Source organism: Micromonospora sp. HB375 (assembly GCF_017872985.1).
In the GTDB taxonomy this organism is placed as follows: Bacteria; Actinomycetota; Actinomycetes; order Mycobacteriales; family Micromonosporaceae; genus Micromonospora; species Micromonospora chalcea.
This window is the reverse complement of sequence record NZ_JAGGJO010000001.1, coordinates 2,748,416-2,763,950: the sequence shown is the minus strand read 5'-3', so window position 1 is coordinate 2,763,950 and position 15,535 is coordinate 2,748,416. Positions and strand designations below refer to the sequence as shown.

Here is a 15,535-nt window from a genome sequence, read left to right as displayed (position 1 = left end):
GATGAAGAGCACCGCTACCGCTCCTGCCTGGGGTGTGCGCGCGCCCGGCGCCGGCCGGGCGAGCCACATCGCTCCCGGCATGGAGTACCAGGGCACCACCGTCCAGCTGTGCGGCCTGTTCCCCTTCGTCGCCGGATCCGGAGCACCCACCATCGGCGTGCCCATCGGACGACACATGTTGTGGGGCGAGGTCGTCTGCCTCGACCCCCTCGAATGGCTCCGCGAAGGCCTCATCACCAACCCGGGGGTGTTCGTCCTCGGCCAGCCCGGCGTCGGGAAGTCCACCGTGGTCAAACGGCTCATCACCGGCATGACCGGGTTCGGCACCAGCGCGCTGATCCTCGGCGACACCAAGCCTGACTACACCCGGCTCGTCGAGCACCTCGGCGGGCAGGTCATCCGGATCGGGCGCGGCCTGGACCGGCTCAACCCGCTGGACTCCGGCCCGCTGGGCAGCGCACTCGCCCGCATGGGCACCGCCGACGCCCGCCAACTGCGGCTGGAGATCCGCGGGCGGCGCATGTCGCTGCTGCTGGCGCTGTGTGCCCTCGTACGCGGACAGGCGCTGAACAACACCGAGGAGATCATCCTCGGGCGCGCCATCGACGTACTCGCTGATCGTCTCGACCGCGACCCGACGGTGGCCGACGTGCTCGGCCTGGTCGAAGCCGGCGCCGACGAGCTGCACGCCGCGGCCCGGGCGCGCACCGACGGCGAGTACCGCCGCCGCGTCGACCAGCTCGTGCCCACGCTGGCGCTGCTGTGTGAGGGCAGCCTGCGCGGGGTGTTCGACGGCCCGACCACCAGGCCGCTGGATCTGGACGCCCCAGCCGTCAGCGTCGACATCTCCCAGGTCGCCGCCGCCGGCGACCAACTTGTGGCTGCCGCGATGCTGTGCACCTGGGCGTACGGCTTCGGCATGGTTGACGCCGCCTCCGCGCTGGCCGACCAAGGGCTGGCGCCGCGCCGGCAGTACCTCGGCGTCATGGACGAGCTGTGGCGGGCGCTCCGAGGCGCGTCCGGGCTGGTCGAGCACGCCGACGCGCTCACCCGACTCAACCGGCAGCGGGGCATGGCCAGCGTGATGGTCACCCACTCCCTGGCCGACCTCGACGCGCTGCCCACGCCCGAGGACCGGGCCAAGGCGCAGGGCTTCATCGAACGGTCCGCCATCAAGATCCTCGCCGGGCTGCCGCCGCGCGAGCTGAACCGCGTCAACGACGTCATCAAACTGTCCGGCCCAGAGCGGGAGCTGGTGGCGTCCTGGGCCGCGCCGGAGGCCTGGTTAGCCGGCTCCGTGCACCCGGGCCGGGGCAAGTACCTGATCAAAACCGGTGAGCGCAACGGACTGCCGGTGTCGCTGACCCTGGTCGGCGAGGAGTGGGAGCTCTACGACACCGACGCGGCAATCCGGCAGGTGCAGCCATGAACACCCGACCGGTCGAGCCCCGCGGAACCGCCGGCGGCCCGCTCACCCCGCTCCTGCTGCTCGGCCTGGCGTGGGCGGTGATCGCGCTGATGTGGCTGTCCTGGTTGGCGGGGCGGATCGCCGCTGCCGTGACCGGGCATCCCGCCGGTGGTCCCGGCTTCGGGTCCGCGTATCTGGAACACCTGCTGCGCGCCGAATGGGCCGCGTTGTGGCCCGGGGTTTCCCCCACCACGGTCGGTGTCGTCTACGCGCTGCTGCTGCTGATGCTGATAGGTGTGGTCGCCGTAGCGGCGGTGTGGTGGCAGGGTCGCAGGCCGCACGCGGAGGACCCGCTGCCGTCGCTGGCAGGCCCGCCCGAGGTGCGGGCGATGACGTTGCCGGCGGTCGCCACCAAGGCCCAACGCCTGCGACCCGGCCTGGCCGGCGTGCCGGTGAAGGAGATCTCGGCTGTGGCGGCCGGGGTCGTGCTCGGCGCACACCGGCGCCGGCGCGGCTCGGGGCCTCGGCTCTACTCCTCCTGGGAGGACGTCATCCTCGCGGTGATGGCGCCCCGCGCCGGCAAGACAACCGCCCTGGCCGTGCAGTCGATTCTGAACGCGCCCGGGGCCGCGCTCGCTACCAGCAACAAGCCCGACCTGTGGGCCACCACGGCCACCGCCCGGGCTGAGCGCGGCACCGTGTGGGTGTTCGACCCGCAGTCCATCGCCCACGTGCCGCAGGGTTGGTGGTGGAACCCCCTCGCCGCCGTCGAGGACGTCGAGGACGCCCACCGGCTGGCCAACCACTTCGTCCAGCAGGTCCGCAACTCCCACAGCAGCGACGACTTCTGGATCCAGGGAGCGCTGGACCTGCTCACCTCCCTGATCCTCGCCGCCGCGATCGAAGGCCGCACACTGACCTCGGTCCAGGCATGGCTGTCGGACTCCACCTCCCGCGAGCCGGCCACCGTCCTCAAGAGCCACGGCTTCGGCGCCTCCGCCCGCGCCATGTCCGGCCGCCAAGCCGGTGCACCCGAGACCCGCGAAGGGCTCTACGAGACCGCCCGCACCGCCGCAGCGTGCCTTGCTAACCCGACCATCATGGCCTGGGTCACCCCACCGGACCGGCCGCTGCCGGCACTGGACGTCGAGGCGCTCGTCGAGAGCACCGACACCCTCTATCTGCTGTCCAAGGACGGCGCAGGCGCCGCCGCGCCGCTCGTCGCCGGCCTCACCGACCAGGTGCTACGCGCCGCGGTTACCCTCGCCGAAGCACACGGAGGCCGGCTCGATCCACCGCTGGTCGCCTGCCTCGACGAAGCCGCGAACATCTGCAAAATCCGCGACCTGCCGGAGCTGTACAGCCACTTCGGCAGCCGAGGCATCATCCCGCTGACCATCCTGCAGTCCTACCGCCAAGGCACCCGCGTCTGGGGCGAACACGGCATGGACGCACTCTGGTCCGCCGCCACGGTCAAGCTGGTCGGCGCGGGCATCGACGACGCACGCTTCGCCGAAGACCTGTCCCGGCTCGTCGGCGAGCACGACGTCACCGTCGCCTCCCGTAGCCGCGACGGGCAGGGGCGCACGTCGTATCAGACCTCGGTGCGGCGCCAGCGGATTCTCGATGCCGCGCGGATCCGGGCGTTGCCGAAGGGCACGGCTCTGCTGTTCGCCACTGGGGTCAAGGTGGCCATGCTCGACCTGCTGCCCTGGTACGACGAGCCGAGCGCCGAACGGCTGAGCAGCGCCTTCGCCGCTTCCACGGCCGAGATGACCCGTCATGCGAAGCGCTCGCGTGCCGCGCGGCGGGTTCGGATGGCGCAACGCTCCTGGCGGGCTTGGGGCGGCTGAAGCTAGCTTGGACATCGGAGGTAGTCCATGGGCGTTCCTCGACTCACTCCCCCGTCCTCCTCGACACGCGGTCACGGGCTCGATCCCGAGCGGCTGATCGCGGCCGTCGAAGCCGCCGTGACGTACTACCGCGACCAGCTCGCCCACGCCGACGGTCCTCGCGCTTACCTCGTCGGTCGCGGTCTCGGTGCTCTCGTGGAACGGGAGTGGCCTTGGCGGATCGGGTACGCGCCACCCGGCTGGAGTTCGCTGACGCGTCACTTGCACGCGGTGGGCTTCACTGACGGCGAGCTGCTCGGTGCGGGCCTGGCGACCGGCACCCGAGCGGGACGGCTCGTCGACGTGTTTCGGGACCGGATCGTGTTTCCGGTGCGCGATCCGGCTGGGCACGCAGTGGCGTTCCTGGGCCGCGCCAGGCCTGGCGCCGGTGATGGCGTGCCGAAGTACATCAACAGCCCTGAGACAGCGCTCTATGACAAGGGGCGGCTGCTGTTTGGGGTGGCGGAGCAGCAGGAGCGTCTTGATGCGCGATGGACGCCTGTCCTGGTTGAAGGGCCAGCGGATGTTCTCGCGGTGTGGCTGTCCTACTCGCGGTCGGGCCGACCAGGCGCGGTGGCTCTCGCGCCTTGCGGCACCATGTTGACCGACCACCAAGCCGGGATGTTGCAGGAGCTGCCTGGCGCCTCACAGGGGATCGTCGCTGCGTTCGATGCGGATCCGGCCGGGCGTGAGGCAGTAGATCGGGCTTGGCAGCTGCTTCGGCAGCCTCGGGCGCCTGGGCCGCTGCTAGTGGCTGAGTTCGGTGCGGGCGCTGATCCGGCGGACTTGCTGCAGGCGCCGAACGGGAGGGCCCAGCTGCGGACCGCGTTGCAGCGGCGAGCGCGGCCGATGCTCGACGCGGTGGTCGAGCACCGGTTCGCTCGGCTCATCGAGCGGCATCCCCGCCTGCTGGCGGACATCGACGGTAGGTGCGCTGCGGTACGCGCACTGGTACCGCTGCTGTACGAGGCGACGAGCCCGGACGAGGCGGTCCGCGTCGGCCGACGCATCGTCACCCTCACCCGGGCCGGGATCGACACCGTCGCGATCGTCGCGCTCATGCACCTTGAAGACGCGCTGGACGATCCCCATCCGCCTCTCGCGGCTACTGCAAAGCCAGGCAAGGCTTGAAAGCACAGATGAACGACATCAGCTTGATGGCCTCCGATCGGGGCAGGGTGGGAGAACTAGATCTGGCATTGCGGGCCGAGGCGGCGATGCCTGCCAACGATGGTGATGCATCTTCGCGGGTGGCGGAGACTTGAGTGATCGTCGCTGGCAATCCGGTGATGAAAGCGCTGGTGGCGCGGGCGACGACGCTGCTAGAGGAAATCGGAGCGGGTGCTGGCCAGTCTTAGCCTCTGAGGCCGCAGCGTGCGAATACCACGCGGACCGTCCCGGAAACCTGCAGCATCACCTGAACAGCGGATCCGGCTGCATCCACAGTCCTCTTAGGCTTGTCCGCTGTGGCGGATGGGAAATTCCGGGTGTCAGTGACCGGAGCGCACGGGGTAGTAATCGGCGACAGCAACGTCCAGCACAACGTGTTCGGCGAACGGTCGACTTTCGGCGTAACCTCCACCGCGGGGCGGCGGGTGCAGTTGGTCCATGCACCGGAGCTCGCGGAGTACCCAGTCAACAGCCCCTTCGCTGAGGCCGCCCGAGCGGCGATCCGGCAGGCCGGGCACGAGCTCGTCGCCCCGACGGGGGCGGACACGGTGGTCTGCATCGTGGGCTTCCATTGGGATCCCCGCGTTGCCGAGGCGTTCGAGGCCGCGAGAGCCGCCAGCCGTCCCTTGGTCGTCGTGCTGCTTGGGGAGGATCTGACCATTCCGGTCCCACGCCGGTTCTACGTCGACGACGAGGCCGGCGACCGGCAGCTCGGGTTCCGGGACCATCTGCGCCGGGTGTCGCACGTGGTCGAGGTGAGCAATCCCGTCGAACTGCGTGACCGGCTCTATCGGGCACTGGTGGAGCTGTCCTCGGCGACACCGGCGGTCGACGACCCGGCCCTCCGAGTACCCGACCTCGAGCAGCGACTGGCCGACCAGGAGCGGCGGCTCGGCCCGGACCATCCAGAGACGCAAGTGGTCCGGAACGAACTGGCCGGCGCCTATCGTGCGGCGGGGCAGCTCCGGCGGGCGATCTCCCTGTACGAACGGACACTCGCCGACAGCTGGCGCGTCCTCGGCCCGGACCACCTGGACACTCTGCGCACACGCAGTAACCTCGCTGGCGCCTACAGGGCCGTCGGCGACGTGTCTCGTGCCAGGCAAGAGTATGTCGAGGTCCTGCGGAATCGAGAGCGCATCCTCGGACCCCATCACCCCGACACACTGCGTACCCGCAACGACCTGGCCGGCGTGCTGGAGTCCCTTGGCGACTACGAGGAGGCAACGGCCATCTACCGCGAGGTGCTCGAAGACCGTGCGCGGATCCTAGGCCGAGACCATCCCGACACCCTGCGCACCCGCAACGACCTCGCCCACGTGTACGTCTACCTCGGCCGGTCGGAGGAGGCGATCACCTTCTATCGCGACGTCCTCGACGACCGGGTTCGCGTCCTCGGGCCGGACCACCCGGACACACTGCGCACCCAGAACAACCTGGCCAGCGTCCTGGAATCCACCGGCCGGCTCGACGAAGCCACCGCGATCTTCGAGCGCACCCTCGCCGACAGCATTCGCGTCCTCGGCCCCGACCACCCAGACACCCTGCGCACGCGCAACGACCTCGCCGGTGTCTATCGGCGGCGTGGCGAGCTCAACCGAGCCATCCCGATGTACGAAGAGACCCTCGCCGCCTCGATGCGAATCCTCGGCCGTGAGCACCCAAATACGCTAATCTCGCAAAGCGACCTGGCTGGCTCTTATCAGGACGCCGGGGACCTGGCCCGAGCCGTCGAGCTGTACACCGAAACGTACGAGGAGAGCGCCCGGGTCCTGGGCCGTGACCATCCCAGTACGCTGGTGATCGAGCAGAATCTGGCGGTAGCCCTAGTGTTGGCGGGCCGCCGGGCCGAGGCGCTGGAACGGCTCAACGACGTCTTGGAGCGAGCCGAGCGGGTGCTGGGCGCGCAGCATCCGGACACCCTCGCCGTGCTCGCCACGCTCGGGACGACGTTGGTGCGGATGGACGAGCTGCCGCGCGCCCTGAAGGTGTTTGAATCTGGATTCCGGCGTAGTACACAGGCGCTCGGGCCACAGCACCCACACACAAAGACGATGCGCCACAACGTCAACCTGGTTCGTGAGGCAATGGTCGGCAAGGAGTCCTGACCATGGCCGACTCGGATAACCTGTTCAGCGAGTTCGAGCCCGAGGACTACGTCGACAACAAGCCGATGATTCGGGTGCTGGCCCTCTCCGAGGGGAAAGCCCAGGAGACCATCATCCAGCTGCGCGCCCAGCACGAGACAATTCGGCGGAGCCTGGAGCGCAGTCAACGCGAACTCAACGAAACCAAACTGAACCACGAGCAGCGCAACGGCCTTCAACAGACCGAGATCGCGCGGTTGGCCGGTGAGCTTGAGGCGACGAAGCAGAGCCTCGCCGAACTGAGTCGTCAGTCGACCGTCGCGGTGGCGGTGGCCTGGGTAGGCACGGTGCTGATCGGCTTCGGGGTGAACCTGGTGACCGGAGGTGATCAAGAGGCGCTAGGTGTGGCGCTGATCGGGCTGGGCGCGATAGTAGGAACGGCGGCCTTCGTCATCCCCCGGCGGAAGCGGTGATTTCGGTCTCGACTTCATAGTGATTGAAGAGGTGGCGGCCGCTGGCTGCGCGTTAAGGGAAGAGACCGTCTACCGATAACCCCGCGCCTGCATCCAGCAACTGTCCGCGCCGATCCGGTATGCCCGTGTCGATCAAGTTCGGCTCGCCCGGATCGCAGTGCGGATCTACCGTGTTGTGGAACAGGTTCCGCCCGAGAAAGGTCGCCCGAGCCCCCGACCAACCCCGACCCCGACCCCGACCCCGAGGAGATGTGGCAGGAAGGCGCACGCTGATGACGGCGGGTCTGGACGCCATCCGCCCATGGACGTAGCTCCGACTCGAGCAACAGCGCCATGGGTGTACATGCGAGCGGTGTACAACGGCTCGCGGCCGAGCGCTCACTGTGGTCAGCTCTGCTGGTAGTTCACTGCGGCTAACCCGCACCGCTGGTGTAGGTGCAGGTAGTAGGCACCCTCGCCGTACTCGTCAAGGTCTGCGCCGCCGATCAGACCGACGTAGTCCATTGGTTGGCCGCATCCGGGGCAGTCGGCGTGCTCGGCGTCCTGTATCCAGTCGGGCCGGCCGCCCAGCGTCGAGCCGCCCTGATTCCACGCGCTGGCCTGATAAGGGCTCTGCCGGGCCTCACCGGGGGCCGGGGTCAGCGCCGGCGGATCCTCCGCCTCGGCGGAGCCGAGGTAGCTCGGGCGGGTGTTGCCGGTCCACCAGACAGTGCCACCGGTCGGCGTGACCTGGCTGTACAGCGTCGTGTAGCAGGCGCAGAAATGACATGTCTCGATCACCAGTCGGCCAGACCAGCCCGTGTGTCCCAGCGCCGCGCCGACGGACGGGTCCGCGGTGTCCAGCACGGCAGCCGTCCACAGCGGCGACGCGCACCATGGACAGGTGGGACGGTCCGCGCGGCGCGGAGCCTCGCGCATGACCCACCGATACGCGCTGTTGCCGCACAGGTTCCGTCGGCGGCCGTCCGGGTCGACCGTCCAGCCACCCTCCCGCGCGTAGTTCAGCGCACCGACGTACAGCTTATCCGCGCCAGCCGGCGACTGCGTCGACCAGCGGCGCAAGGCGCTCTCGGCCAGCGGGTGACCAGAGTGCGCCAGGATGAGCAGTAGGTGGTTGAGCCGGTCCGGCGTCCGGCCGCCGTCGATGCGCTCGACGATGCGGTGGACCACCTCAACGTCCGCCGCCCGGTACAACTTCGCCGGCCACAACACGTCCCGGTCGAGCAGGGAACCGAGGTACGGCGTCAGCCTTTCCGGATCAGTGTCCGCAATGACGGACAGCTCCTCGACCGCGTCATCGTCCCCGACGGAAGCCTTGCTGACCAACTCCTCGATCACGGGTAGATGCTAGCCACGTCGACCAGGAGGCTCACCTGACGGACCAGGCAGGGACGTCACCCCATACACGGGCTTGCACATCGCCACCTGCGACGGGTGTCAGTCCCACCAACTCCACCACTCCGCTGGCGCAGGTTCGGCCGGCATCTCCGGAGACGAGTGGTGCCGTGCCGCCCCGAGGTCGCCGCTCACGGCGCAGTTGCGGAACGGCCCGTCGCCGCCGTACAGGATGGGCAGCTGGTGGTCGAGTTCTCTGAGCCAGTGCAGCATGCCGGTCATCTGCAGGCGGGCTTGTTCCCAGCCATACCAGAGGGCGGTCAACCGGGTGACCGCCTCGTCGTGGCGCCACCATTGCTCGCACCAGTGCCAGCGAGTCATGCCGACCTCGCCGCTCGGACGCGGGAAGGTCGGCAGCAGGTAGTTGGTCATCCACTCCTCGACCGTGGAGTACAGCGGCGGCTGATCGCCCTCGTCATCAGCGTGGCCACGCTCGGCATGGGTCTGCTGGAGGTCGGTAACCTGCTTCGTCAGTCTCGCCACCTCAGCGGCAAGCTCATCGAGTTGGGTTGGCGCCTCGTTGGGGGTCTGCTGGGACGAGCTGGCGGTCATCGAGCTCTGCCGCGCATCTGGACTGCGGTGGTCGCTGCCGCGGACTGCTTGGCGACGACTACCGCGTTGACTTGGGCGATGCGCAGCTTGGGGAAGGCTTGCGTCCATGCGGGCGTTGCGAGGACCTCGGCGTGGTGGACTGAGGCGGTGGCGGCGGTGTGGTCGGCGTTGTCGTCGTGGACCACGCTCGCCGTCTCCCCGGTCGCGTGTTCGTTAACCAGGGTACGGGGATCGTCCGGCATCCCGCCGTCTCGGACTCCCTCACCGCGCTCAGCGGCAGCTCTGCCGTGCAGGTCGCGGGCCAGGGCCTCCTCCACCTGGCTGTGCGCGAGGCGGATGCCTTCGACGGGCTGTCCGTAGGCGTCACCGGTTCTGATGGCTTGGCTCATCTCTGCGGCGAGGTCGCGGAGGAGCTGCACGGGTTCGCCGGCGGGGAGTTTGCCGTTGGCTCGCCATTGGCGCTGTAGCTCGTCGAGGGCTTCGGGCCGTACGTGTTCCGCCAGCGTCATGGCCTCCTTCCGGACGGCGGCGTCGAAGTCGTCGACCTGCTCACGGCCACCCTGCTGCACAGCGGCGGGCCCGTCAGGGGTGATCCTCTGACGGTCGCGCGTTCCGCCGTGGGCGCGAGCACCGTGCTGGCGGTAGCCCGCACGCGCGTCGTTCTCCCACACTTCCTGGGCAGCGGCGCGCATAGCCTCGGGGATGGCGCTGCCAGCCTGCCGGCGGCGTTCGTAGGCGGCCATCAGGTCCGGGCGGAACTGGCGTAGTCGTTGCTCGGCGAAGTCTGCTGCCCGCCGGGCGACCGGGTCGGTGCCGGCGTGGATTGTCGCGGTGCGCCAGACGGCGGCGGCCTCGGCGAAGGTGGCCTTGTTGAGCAGCCAGTCGCCGTCGAGTGATGCTGCCATTCGTTCGCGGTCCGCGCGTACCTTGGCGGCCAGTCGGTCGGCTTCGCGGCGGGCTGCCGCGGTGGCCTGGTCGCGGCGGGCTTGGCGTTCGCGGTCGGCGGCCTTGTTCTGGATGCCGACGGCGGCCCAGCGGGCGCCGGCCTCGCCGACGGTTGCCATCGTGGCCAGCCCTTGCAGGAACTGGTGGCGGGTCTCGGCCATCGGGTCCTCGTGTTGCTGCGGGTACGGCACGTGCACCTCCCTTGCCTGCTCAGCGGCCACGTCCAACACGTCGGCCGCCTCCCACTGTCGGTTCGGGAATGGGCGTGGCAGTGAGCGGCAGCGCTACCGCCAGTTGCCAGCCACCCGCTACCAGCCGCAACGCATCGGCCGCGGCCCGGGCCGCCTCGGCCTGGTGGAGGCGCTGCTGTGCCGTGCGCAGCTGCTCGAGGGTGTCGGCGAGGCGGGCCAGGTCCATCACCAGCGCGAGCGCGGCGATGGCGTCGTCGTCGCCGGAGATGCGGCCCATCAGCGCTACCAGCCGCGACATGGCGCGCATCTCCTGGCAGCGGCCGGTGGGCCGACGGACCCGCCCGTACAGGTCCCGGGCCGCCCGGTCGAAGACCTCGGCGGCCCGGTGCAGCGGCCCGCGCCGGTCACCCTCCATCGCGTACGCCAAGCTGACGAGCACATCCGCCGCAGCGACCGCGGTGGCCTGTGCCCGGCCCGGTTCGGTACGGGCAGCGTCGCGGATGTCGTCGGCGGCCGCGGTGGCGACATCGGCGGCCTGGCGCATTGCCTCGACACGTTCGCTGCGGCCGACCGATGGTGCCGTCGGCTGTGGCGCCGGGGTGCCCCAGCGCAGCCGCAGCTTGGGCAGGGTCATGTCGGGCGCCAGCCGGCCGCCGCCGAAGTACACCGGTTGTCCGCCGGCGGTCCGGGCGCCGGGAAGCGCCACCGCGTACCCGGTGATCTGCTGGGCGTTGGTGCTGCTGCGTCGGAGTCGGACCAGCACCCCTGTCTCCCGGAGCCGGGTGAAGAACTCCTCCTCCGAGCCGGCTGCGGCCACCGCCCTGCGTACGCGCCGGCGCAGCTCGTCGCGGGGTGCCTGGGCGCGGCCGGTGCGGCGGGCCTTGCTGACCTCCACCGGGTGGGGACGGCAGTGGGCGGTCCGGTCCGCCGGCGGCACCCGGCGGTGCAGGTTGTAGCGGCGGGCGACGTGGTAGGTGGCCTTGACGCAGCGCGGGTAGTCGTTGCGCATCCAGTTCGTACGCCCGTCCTCGCGCACCAGCGTGGCGACGATATGTACGTGGTCATCGGCGTGCCGCATGGCGATCCACCGCAGGCCCGGATCAGTCGCGGTAGTGGCGATCCCGACCTCGGTGAGCATCTGCACCGCCATGCCCGCCCACGTCGAGTCACTGATGGCCCGGTGCCGGTCCTCGGGCGCCAGCCGCATGCTGGCGTGCCACACGAACTTGTTCGGCGGCCGGTAGCCCGCCCGGACCGGCTGCTCGAGCAACGCCGTCAGCGCCCGGAAATCCCGCCTGCCGCCGGCAGTGGCCTTGGGCTCCAGGTCCGTCAACGGACCCGCGCCGTCCCAGGCGGCCACCAGGTGGGGATTGGTGTGCTCCTCCGCCTTGCCCGGGCCCCACAGGTAGCGCAGCAGTCCGCCGACCCGCGAGCCGCGTCGGTGCACGCGGGTGATCACCGCAGTCTCCGGTGGATCATGGAGATCATCTCGTCGAGCCGAGCCACCGCTGCGGCACAAAGGCGGACGGCGTCGGTTGTCCAGTCCGGTAGCTGGCCGGTGGCGTGGAAGGCCGCGGCGGCCTGGTTGACGTTGTTGCCAAACATCGCCACGGCGCGGCGGGCAGCGAACAGCTCATGCTGCAGGCCTCGCAGGTCACCGATCGCGTCGCTGGGAGCTTGGCCGGCGGTCGTGGCGGCGACGGCCGCCTTGGCCGCGTATCCCGTGGGGGTCAGGCCTGCGGCTGCGGCTGCCGCGTCGATCGCAGCCTTTTCCTCGTCCGATAGTCGGAGCAGCATCGCGTGCGGGCGGGCCGGCCGCTGGTGGGCACGGTGCCGGGCCTTCCGGGGTGGGGCGGGCTGATCGTTTTCCATCACCCGCCACTGTGCGCCCCGGGCGCTGCCGGCAAGTGAGCGTCCGGGGCTACCAGCGCCGCTGGGCTGTCGGCGTACGAGGTCTCGGCCACGTATGCCTGAGTGGGGTCCGTCCGCGTACCCACCGACTGCCCTCGGTATAGACCAGCTCGGGCGCGGTCTGCCGCGCTGGTCTGGGACGGCCAAGCTTGCGCCTGCCGACCTGCTGGCGTCGTTGCGGTCGCCGGCGGGCGCTGCGGTAGTCATTCGAGAGCAAGCCGACCCGCACCGCAGCCGCGCAGCGGCGAGGAGCGGAAGCGGCGCGGTAGCAGGTGTAGTCCTGCGATTCCACCCCACCGCCGTTCGTCAAGCTACGCCTGGGCGTGGGCCGGAGACTGGTCCCGATCGTCCGCACCTACCTGGCCGCACTCAACCGAACGTCTGCACGGGGCCGGCGCGGGGTGTGCGGGCCTGCCTCCATTGCCGATCTGCGACCGCGCACGGTCGCAGATCGATAAGCAATGGCCATATCTTGCTCCGACAGCAGAGCAAGGGCGACGCCGCCGCACTAGTCATCTCAACGGCCGAGCGGTGCCGGCCGGAGCCGTTATGCGGCTCGCGGCTCACTCGCGGGCGTTCGCTTGTCGGTATCGGCCTGAGGTCTCACCTTCATCGAGCTGGACTCACAGGCGTACCAGGGCCTACTGGGCTTCGCTGGGTCGGCACTCGATGGCGTCGGCTAGCGCGCGGAGGCGCCTCGCTCCCGCTAGAGCATCGCCGAGAACGTACGTCGCGAATCTTGGGTCGTCGGCTGGATCGACCAGCCGCAGGGCACCAGCGTGCAAGCCTGACATGACGTCAATCGCATTGACGATCTCTTCTACACTCGGACGGAGTTCCGTTCTTCGCCCGTCCCGAGAAATATCTCGGGCAGAAATCGCCTCGCCCGCCTCTCTCTCCTCCTCAGCGAGCTTGGCAAGCAGGAACGACACGATTTGCAACTCCCGCCGGCGGTCCGCGATCAAATCGTCGAGATCCGAAAGTCCGTTCGGAACGAGGAACAACTGGCCTATTTCGTACGGCCGAAGCCCCAAGGCGATCGAGGCCTCCGCAAGCGTTCCCAACCGGTCGGCGTCTAGCAGCACCCACTTCTTCTGCGACGCCATGTTCTTAATGGTGTCACCGCTGAAGCCGGGACCAACGATTGCGATGAAACTGGCATGATGGCGCCCTTTGTGCGTTTCGATCGCTACATCGCTCACGTCGGTGTGGGTAACATGGCCGGACGATCGCGCCTTCGCTTCGATGATCGCCGTCGCTTGTGAACCGTCGCCGTTACGCCATCGGACAAGGATGTCCGTGTCGCCAGATCTGCCGATCGCGCGAGCCTCGAACCCCATAGCGAGAAAAGAGTCACAGATGGCTTTCTCAAAAGCCCGGCCGGCACCTTCGCCTCCGGCCAGAGGGTCCCTGGAGAGGCGGGCTAGGTCCTGCTTCACCTGAAGCGGCTGAGTTCCATCCGGCACCCGTCGAGCGTCCTGCGTCTGAGCTGAACGCCCATGCGGAGTGCTCGGCACGTCGGCTAAAGGCAACTCAGCCGCCAGCGCGGCCCCTCGCGGCGTGGCCCGGAGACTCCCGTAGCGCGGCTCCTCGATTAGTCCGGTGTTGAGCAGGAAGCTAGCAATCCAGCGGCACTTATCAATGTTCAACCCGAATTGGGCAGCTTCAGAGTACATCTCATTTCGAGTGACGTCATTTTCCACCGCACGGATCATCTCGCCGACGAATCGCATGTGGGCGTGCAAGATTCGTAAGAAGTTTACGTCCTCACCCGACTCGACCCATGCTCTCGCCGCTGGCGTGGCCTCAAAAACCCCGCGACCCACCTCGATGAGAAGACCTGACGCCCGCAAGAACGGCAGCATCGACTCCACGCTGCTGCGCCTCAGGTCGAACGTCTCGCTAATGAACGAAAAGAGCTCTCTTCGTTCAATCCGCCCCAGGGTCGCGTTCATGATGGTTCTGAGATTTTCGACCTTATTGGGATTCGACGGCGGACTCGGCACCCAAATGTTGTAGGTGTTGCGCGACTCATGCGTGCGCGCCGACGTCGAGAATTCCTCCAGAAGAGCAGCAATCTCGGCCGGAGCCTCAGGAAGCTCGGCCACGCTAACAGCTGCTGCACGGAAAGCCTCCGGCCCTACCAGCACACGACCTACGAGCACAGTCCGCCCAGCTGGCGTGATGCCCCACCGCCGGTTGCCGACTGCCTCGATCAGGCCGAGAACCTCCTGCCAGTCCATCCGGATACGAGTGTTCCCCTTGCTTTTCCAAGACTGCTTATATCGCGCTCGAATACGCTCATCAACCTCGTCGACGGTTAGCGGCTCCACGGCGATCAGCGATAGTACCTCCGCGAACAGCCTGATGCGGTCGGCCAGGATCGTCGCCAGACGTGCAGGCGTCGGATCGGACTGAAGCTGCAAGCCGGTCGCGGTTAGGTGAAGCTCGTCCGCGGCGTTTCCGACGAGCTGGAGGCCGCGAAGGAAGCCGTAGTAGGCCCGCCATGTCGCGGGCTCCATCCTGGGAGCTGCGCCGCCTTGACGTCGTTCGACGCTCTCGATGTCAAACGACAACTCCGGCTTCATGTCAAGGCCGACCGCGCGACCTTCGCCAACCTGCTTAACGAGCTCAAGGACCAGCCGAAGCCACACGGCCTTACCGCCGAGCAGCCCCGGGATCGCGCTGGCCTGCTTGCGCCAGAGCGCCCTCTGTTCGGCAAGATCTTGGGGACGGCCGAAGGTGTCACTCTGCGCCATGGTCGCCATAGTAAAAGTTTTTAAAAAAGTAATCAATACCATTGCGGAGTTCTCTGGCTCATTCACGATTGCACGAGCACGCACCCACGACGGTCGCGTTGCACCCGGGCTATCAGGGCGCCCGGGAGGCATCAGACCCCCTGTTCCTCGGCCAACCGTTCTCCTGCTGGTCGCGTCTCTAGCCGCGCGATCACCTCATCGCTGCCGGGCCACGTCGCGGGGATCAGCGTCGACCACCCCGACTTCATGTCGAAGATGCGCCGAATCTCCGACCTCTACGGCCATCCATCCGCCGATGGGCGGGTCCTGTGTGTGGACAAGTTCGAGCCGCTGAACCTGCGACCCCGCCGGGACTGGCGACATCAGGGACGCCAGGTCCGGCTGCGGGCCAACGACACAACGCGACCGGGGCCTGCGACACATGATCGCCGCACTGGACCTGGCCAGGAAAACGGCGCTACCACATCCGGGACAGCAAACGCTGGCGCGAGTCTCACAGCTTCCTCAAGACCCCGCACTGCCGCTGCCCGACCAACGACTCTGCCTGATCCTGAACAACTTCTCCCCGCGCAAACACCCGAGGGCGCCTGGCACACCGAACTTCCGCCCCGCAGATCTGCGATCCCGCTGGTTGCGGTGCCGTCAGCGCCTTCAGCGGTAGCCGGTGCCGGATGAACGAGGCGCTACCGACGCTCCGACTTGGGCAGCCGAAGGAGAGGTAGCGCCACAAGCAACGCCCGAACCGGATGGTC

At 68.6% G+C, this 15,535-nt stretch carries 11 protein-coding genes; 5 read left to right on the top strand and 6 right to left on the bottom strand.

Translation table 11 applies throughout. The features are described 5' to 3' along the window. Position 1 precedes the first annotated feature (1 nt). From J3R08_RS12855 to J3R08_RS12835, 5 genes are all read left to right on the top strand, one after another. Positions 2–1,429 (top strand): hypothetical protein, encoded by a 1,428-nt coding sequence (locus tag J3R08_RS12855; protein ID WP_209961250.1) that lies wholly within the window; start codon positions 2–4, stop codon positions 1,427–1,429. After that, positions 1,426–3,261 (top strand): type IV secretory system conjugative DNA transfer family protein, encoded by a 1,836-nt coding sequence (locus J3R08_RS12850; RefSeq protein WP_209961249.1) that lies wholly within the window; start codon positions 1,426–1,428, stop codon positions 3,259–3,261. Before J3R08_RS12855 ends, J3R08_RS12850 begins: the two co-directional genes overlap by 4 nt. A 27-nt stretch (positions 3,262–3,288) precedes the next feature. Continuing rightward, positions 3,289–4,431: a toprim domain-containing protein gene (locus J3R08_RS12845; RefSeq protein ID WP_209961247.1), complete on the top strand. Its 1,143-nt coding sequence runs from the start codon at positions 3,289–3,291 to the stop codon at positions 4,429–4,431. A 356-nt stretch (positions 4,432–4,787) separates the two neighbouring features. After that, entirely contained in the window at positions 4,788–6,578 is a 1,791-nt protein-coding gene (locus tag J3R08_RS12840; protein ID WP_209961245.1) for a tetratricopeptide repeat protein, read from the top strand. Positions 6,579–6,580: 2 nt separating this feature from the next. Beyond that, positions 6,581–7,030, top strand: a complete 450-nt coding sequence (locus tag J3R08_RS12835; RefSeq protein ID WP_209961243.1) for an LPXTG cell wall anchor domain-containing protein — start codon at positions 6,581–6,583, stop codon at positions 7,028–7,030. Positions 7,031–7,417: 387 nt separating this feature from the next. Here J3R08_RS12835 and J3R08_RS12830 read toward each other — a convergent pair whose 3' ends face one another. The 6 genes from J3R08_RS12830 to J3R08_RS12805 form a co-directional block, all read right to left on the bottom strand. Further along, positions 7,418–8,368: a hypothetical protein gene (locus J3R08_RS12830; protein ID WP_209961240.1), complete on the bottom strand. Its 951-nt coding sequence runs from the start codon at positions 8,366–8,368 to the stop codon at positions 7,418–7,420. 99 nt (positions 8,369–8,467) lie between these two features. Continuing rightward, entirely contained in the window at positions 8,468–8,977 is a 510-nt protein-coding gene (locus J3R08_RS12825; protein WP_209961238.1) for a DUF4913 domain-containing protein, read from the bottom strand. After that, on the bottom strand, positions 8,974–10,143 hold the full coding sequence (locus tag J3R08_RS12820) for a hypothetical protein (protein ID WP_209961236.1): 1,170 nt from the start codon (positions 10,141–10,143) through the stop codon (positions 8,974–8,976). Before J3R08_RS12820 ends, J3R08_RS12825 begins: the two co-directional genes overlap by 4 nt. Further along, positions 10,133–11,572, bottom strand: coding sequence for a relaxase (locus J3R08_RS12815; RefSeq protein WP_209961234.1), 1,440 nt, complete (start codon positions 11,570–11,572; stop codon positions 10,133–10,135). The genes J3R08_RS12820 and J3R08_RS12815 overlap by 11 nt, the downstream gene beginning before the upstream one ends. Continuing rightward, positions 11,569–11,985, bottom strand: coding sequence for a hypothetical protein (locus J3R08_RS12810; protein WP_209961231.1), 417 nt, complete (start codon positions 11,983–11,985; stop codon positions 11,569–11,571). The genes J3R08_RS12815 and J3R08_RS12810 overlap by 4 nt, the downstream gene beginning before the upstream one ends. 680 nt (positions 11,986–12,665) lie before the next feature. After that, a complete protein-coding gene (locus tag J3R08_RS12805; RefSeq protein WP_209961229.1) occupies positions 12,666–14,783 on the bottom strand; it encodes a restriction endonuclease in 2,118 nt (705 codons plus the stop codon). Positions 14,784–15,535 lie beyond the last annotated feature (752 nt).

Bases quoted from the DNA above. Each gene is read 5' to 3' on its own strand.
- J3R08_RS12810 (WP_209961231.1), bottom strand. From the start codon at position 11,985: ATGGAAAACGATCAGCCCGCCCCACCCCGGAAGGCCCGGCACCGTGCC.
- J3R08_RS12855 (WP_209961250.1), top strand. From the start codon at position 2: ATGAAGAGCACCGCTACCGCTCCTGCCTGGGGTGTGCGCGCGCCCGGC.
- J3R08_RS12850 (WP_209961249.1), top strand. From the start codon at position 1,426: ATGAACACCCGACCGGTCGAGCCCCGCGGAACCGCCGGCGGCCCGCTC.
- J3R08_RS12805 (WP_209961229.1), bottom strand. From the start codon at position 14,783: ATGGCGCAGAGTGACACCTTCGGCCGTCCCCAAGATCTTGCCGAACAG.
- J3R08_RS12845 (WP_209961247.1), top strand. From the start codon at position 3,289: ATGGGCGTTCCTCGACTCACTCCCCCGTCCTCCTCGACACGCGGTCAC.
- J3R08_RS12835 (WP_209961243.1), top strand. From the start codon at position 6,581: ATGGCCGACTCGGATAACCTGTTCAGCGAGTTCGAGCCCGAGGACTAC.
- J3R08_RS12825 (WP_209961238.1), bottom strand. From the start codon at position 8,977: ATGACCGCCAGCTCGTCCCAGCAGACCCCCAACGAGGCGCCAACCCAA.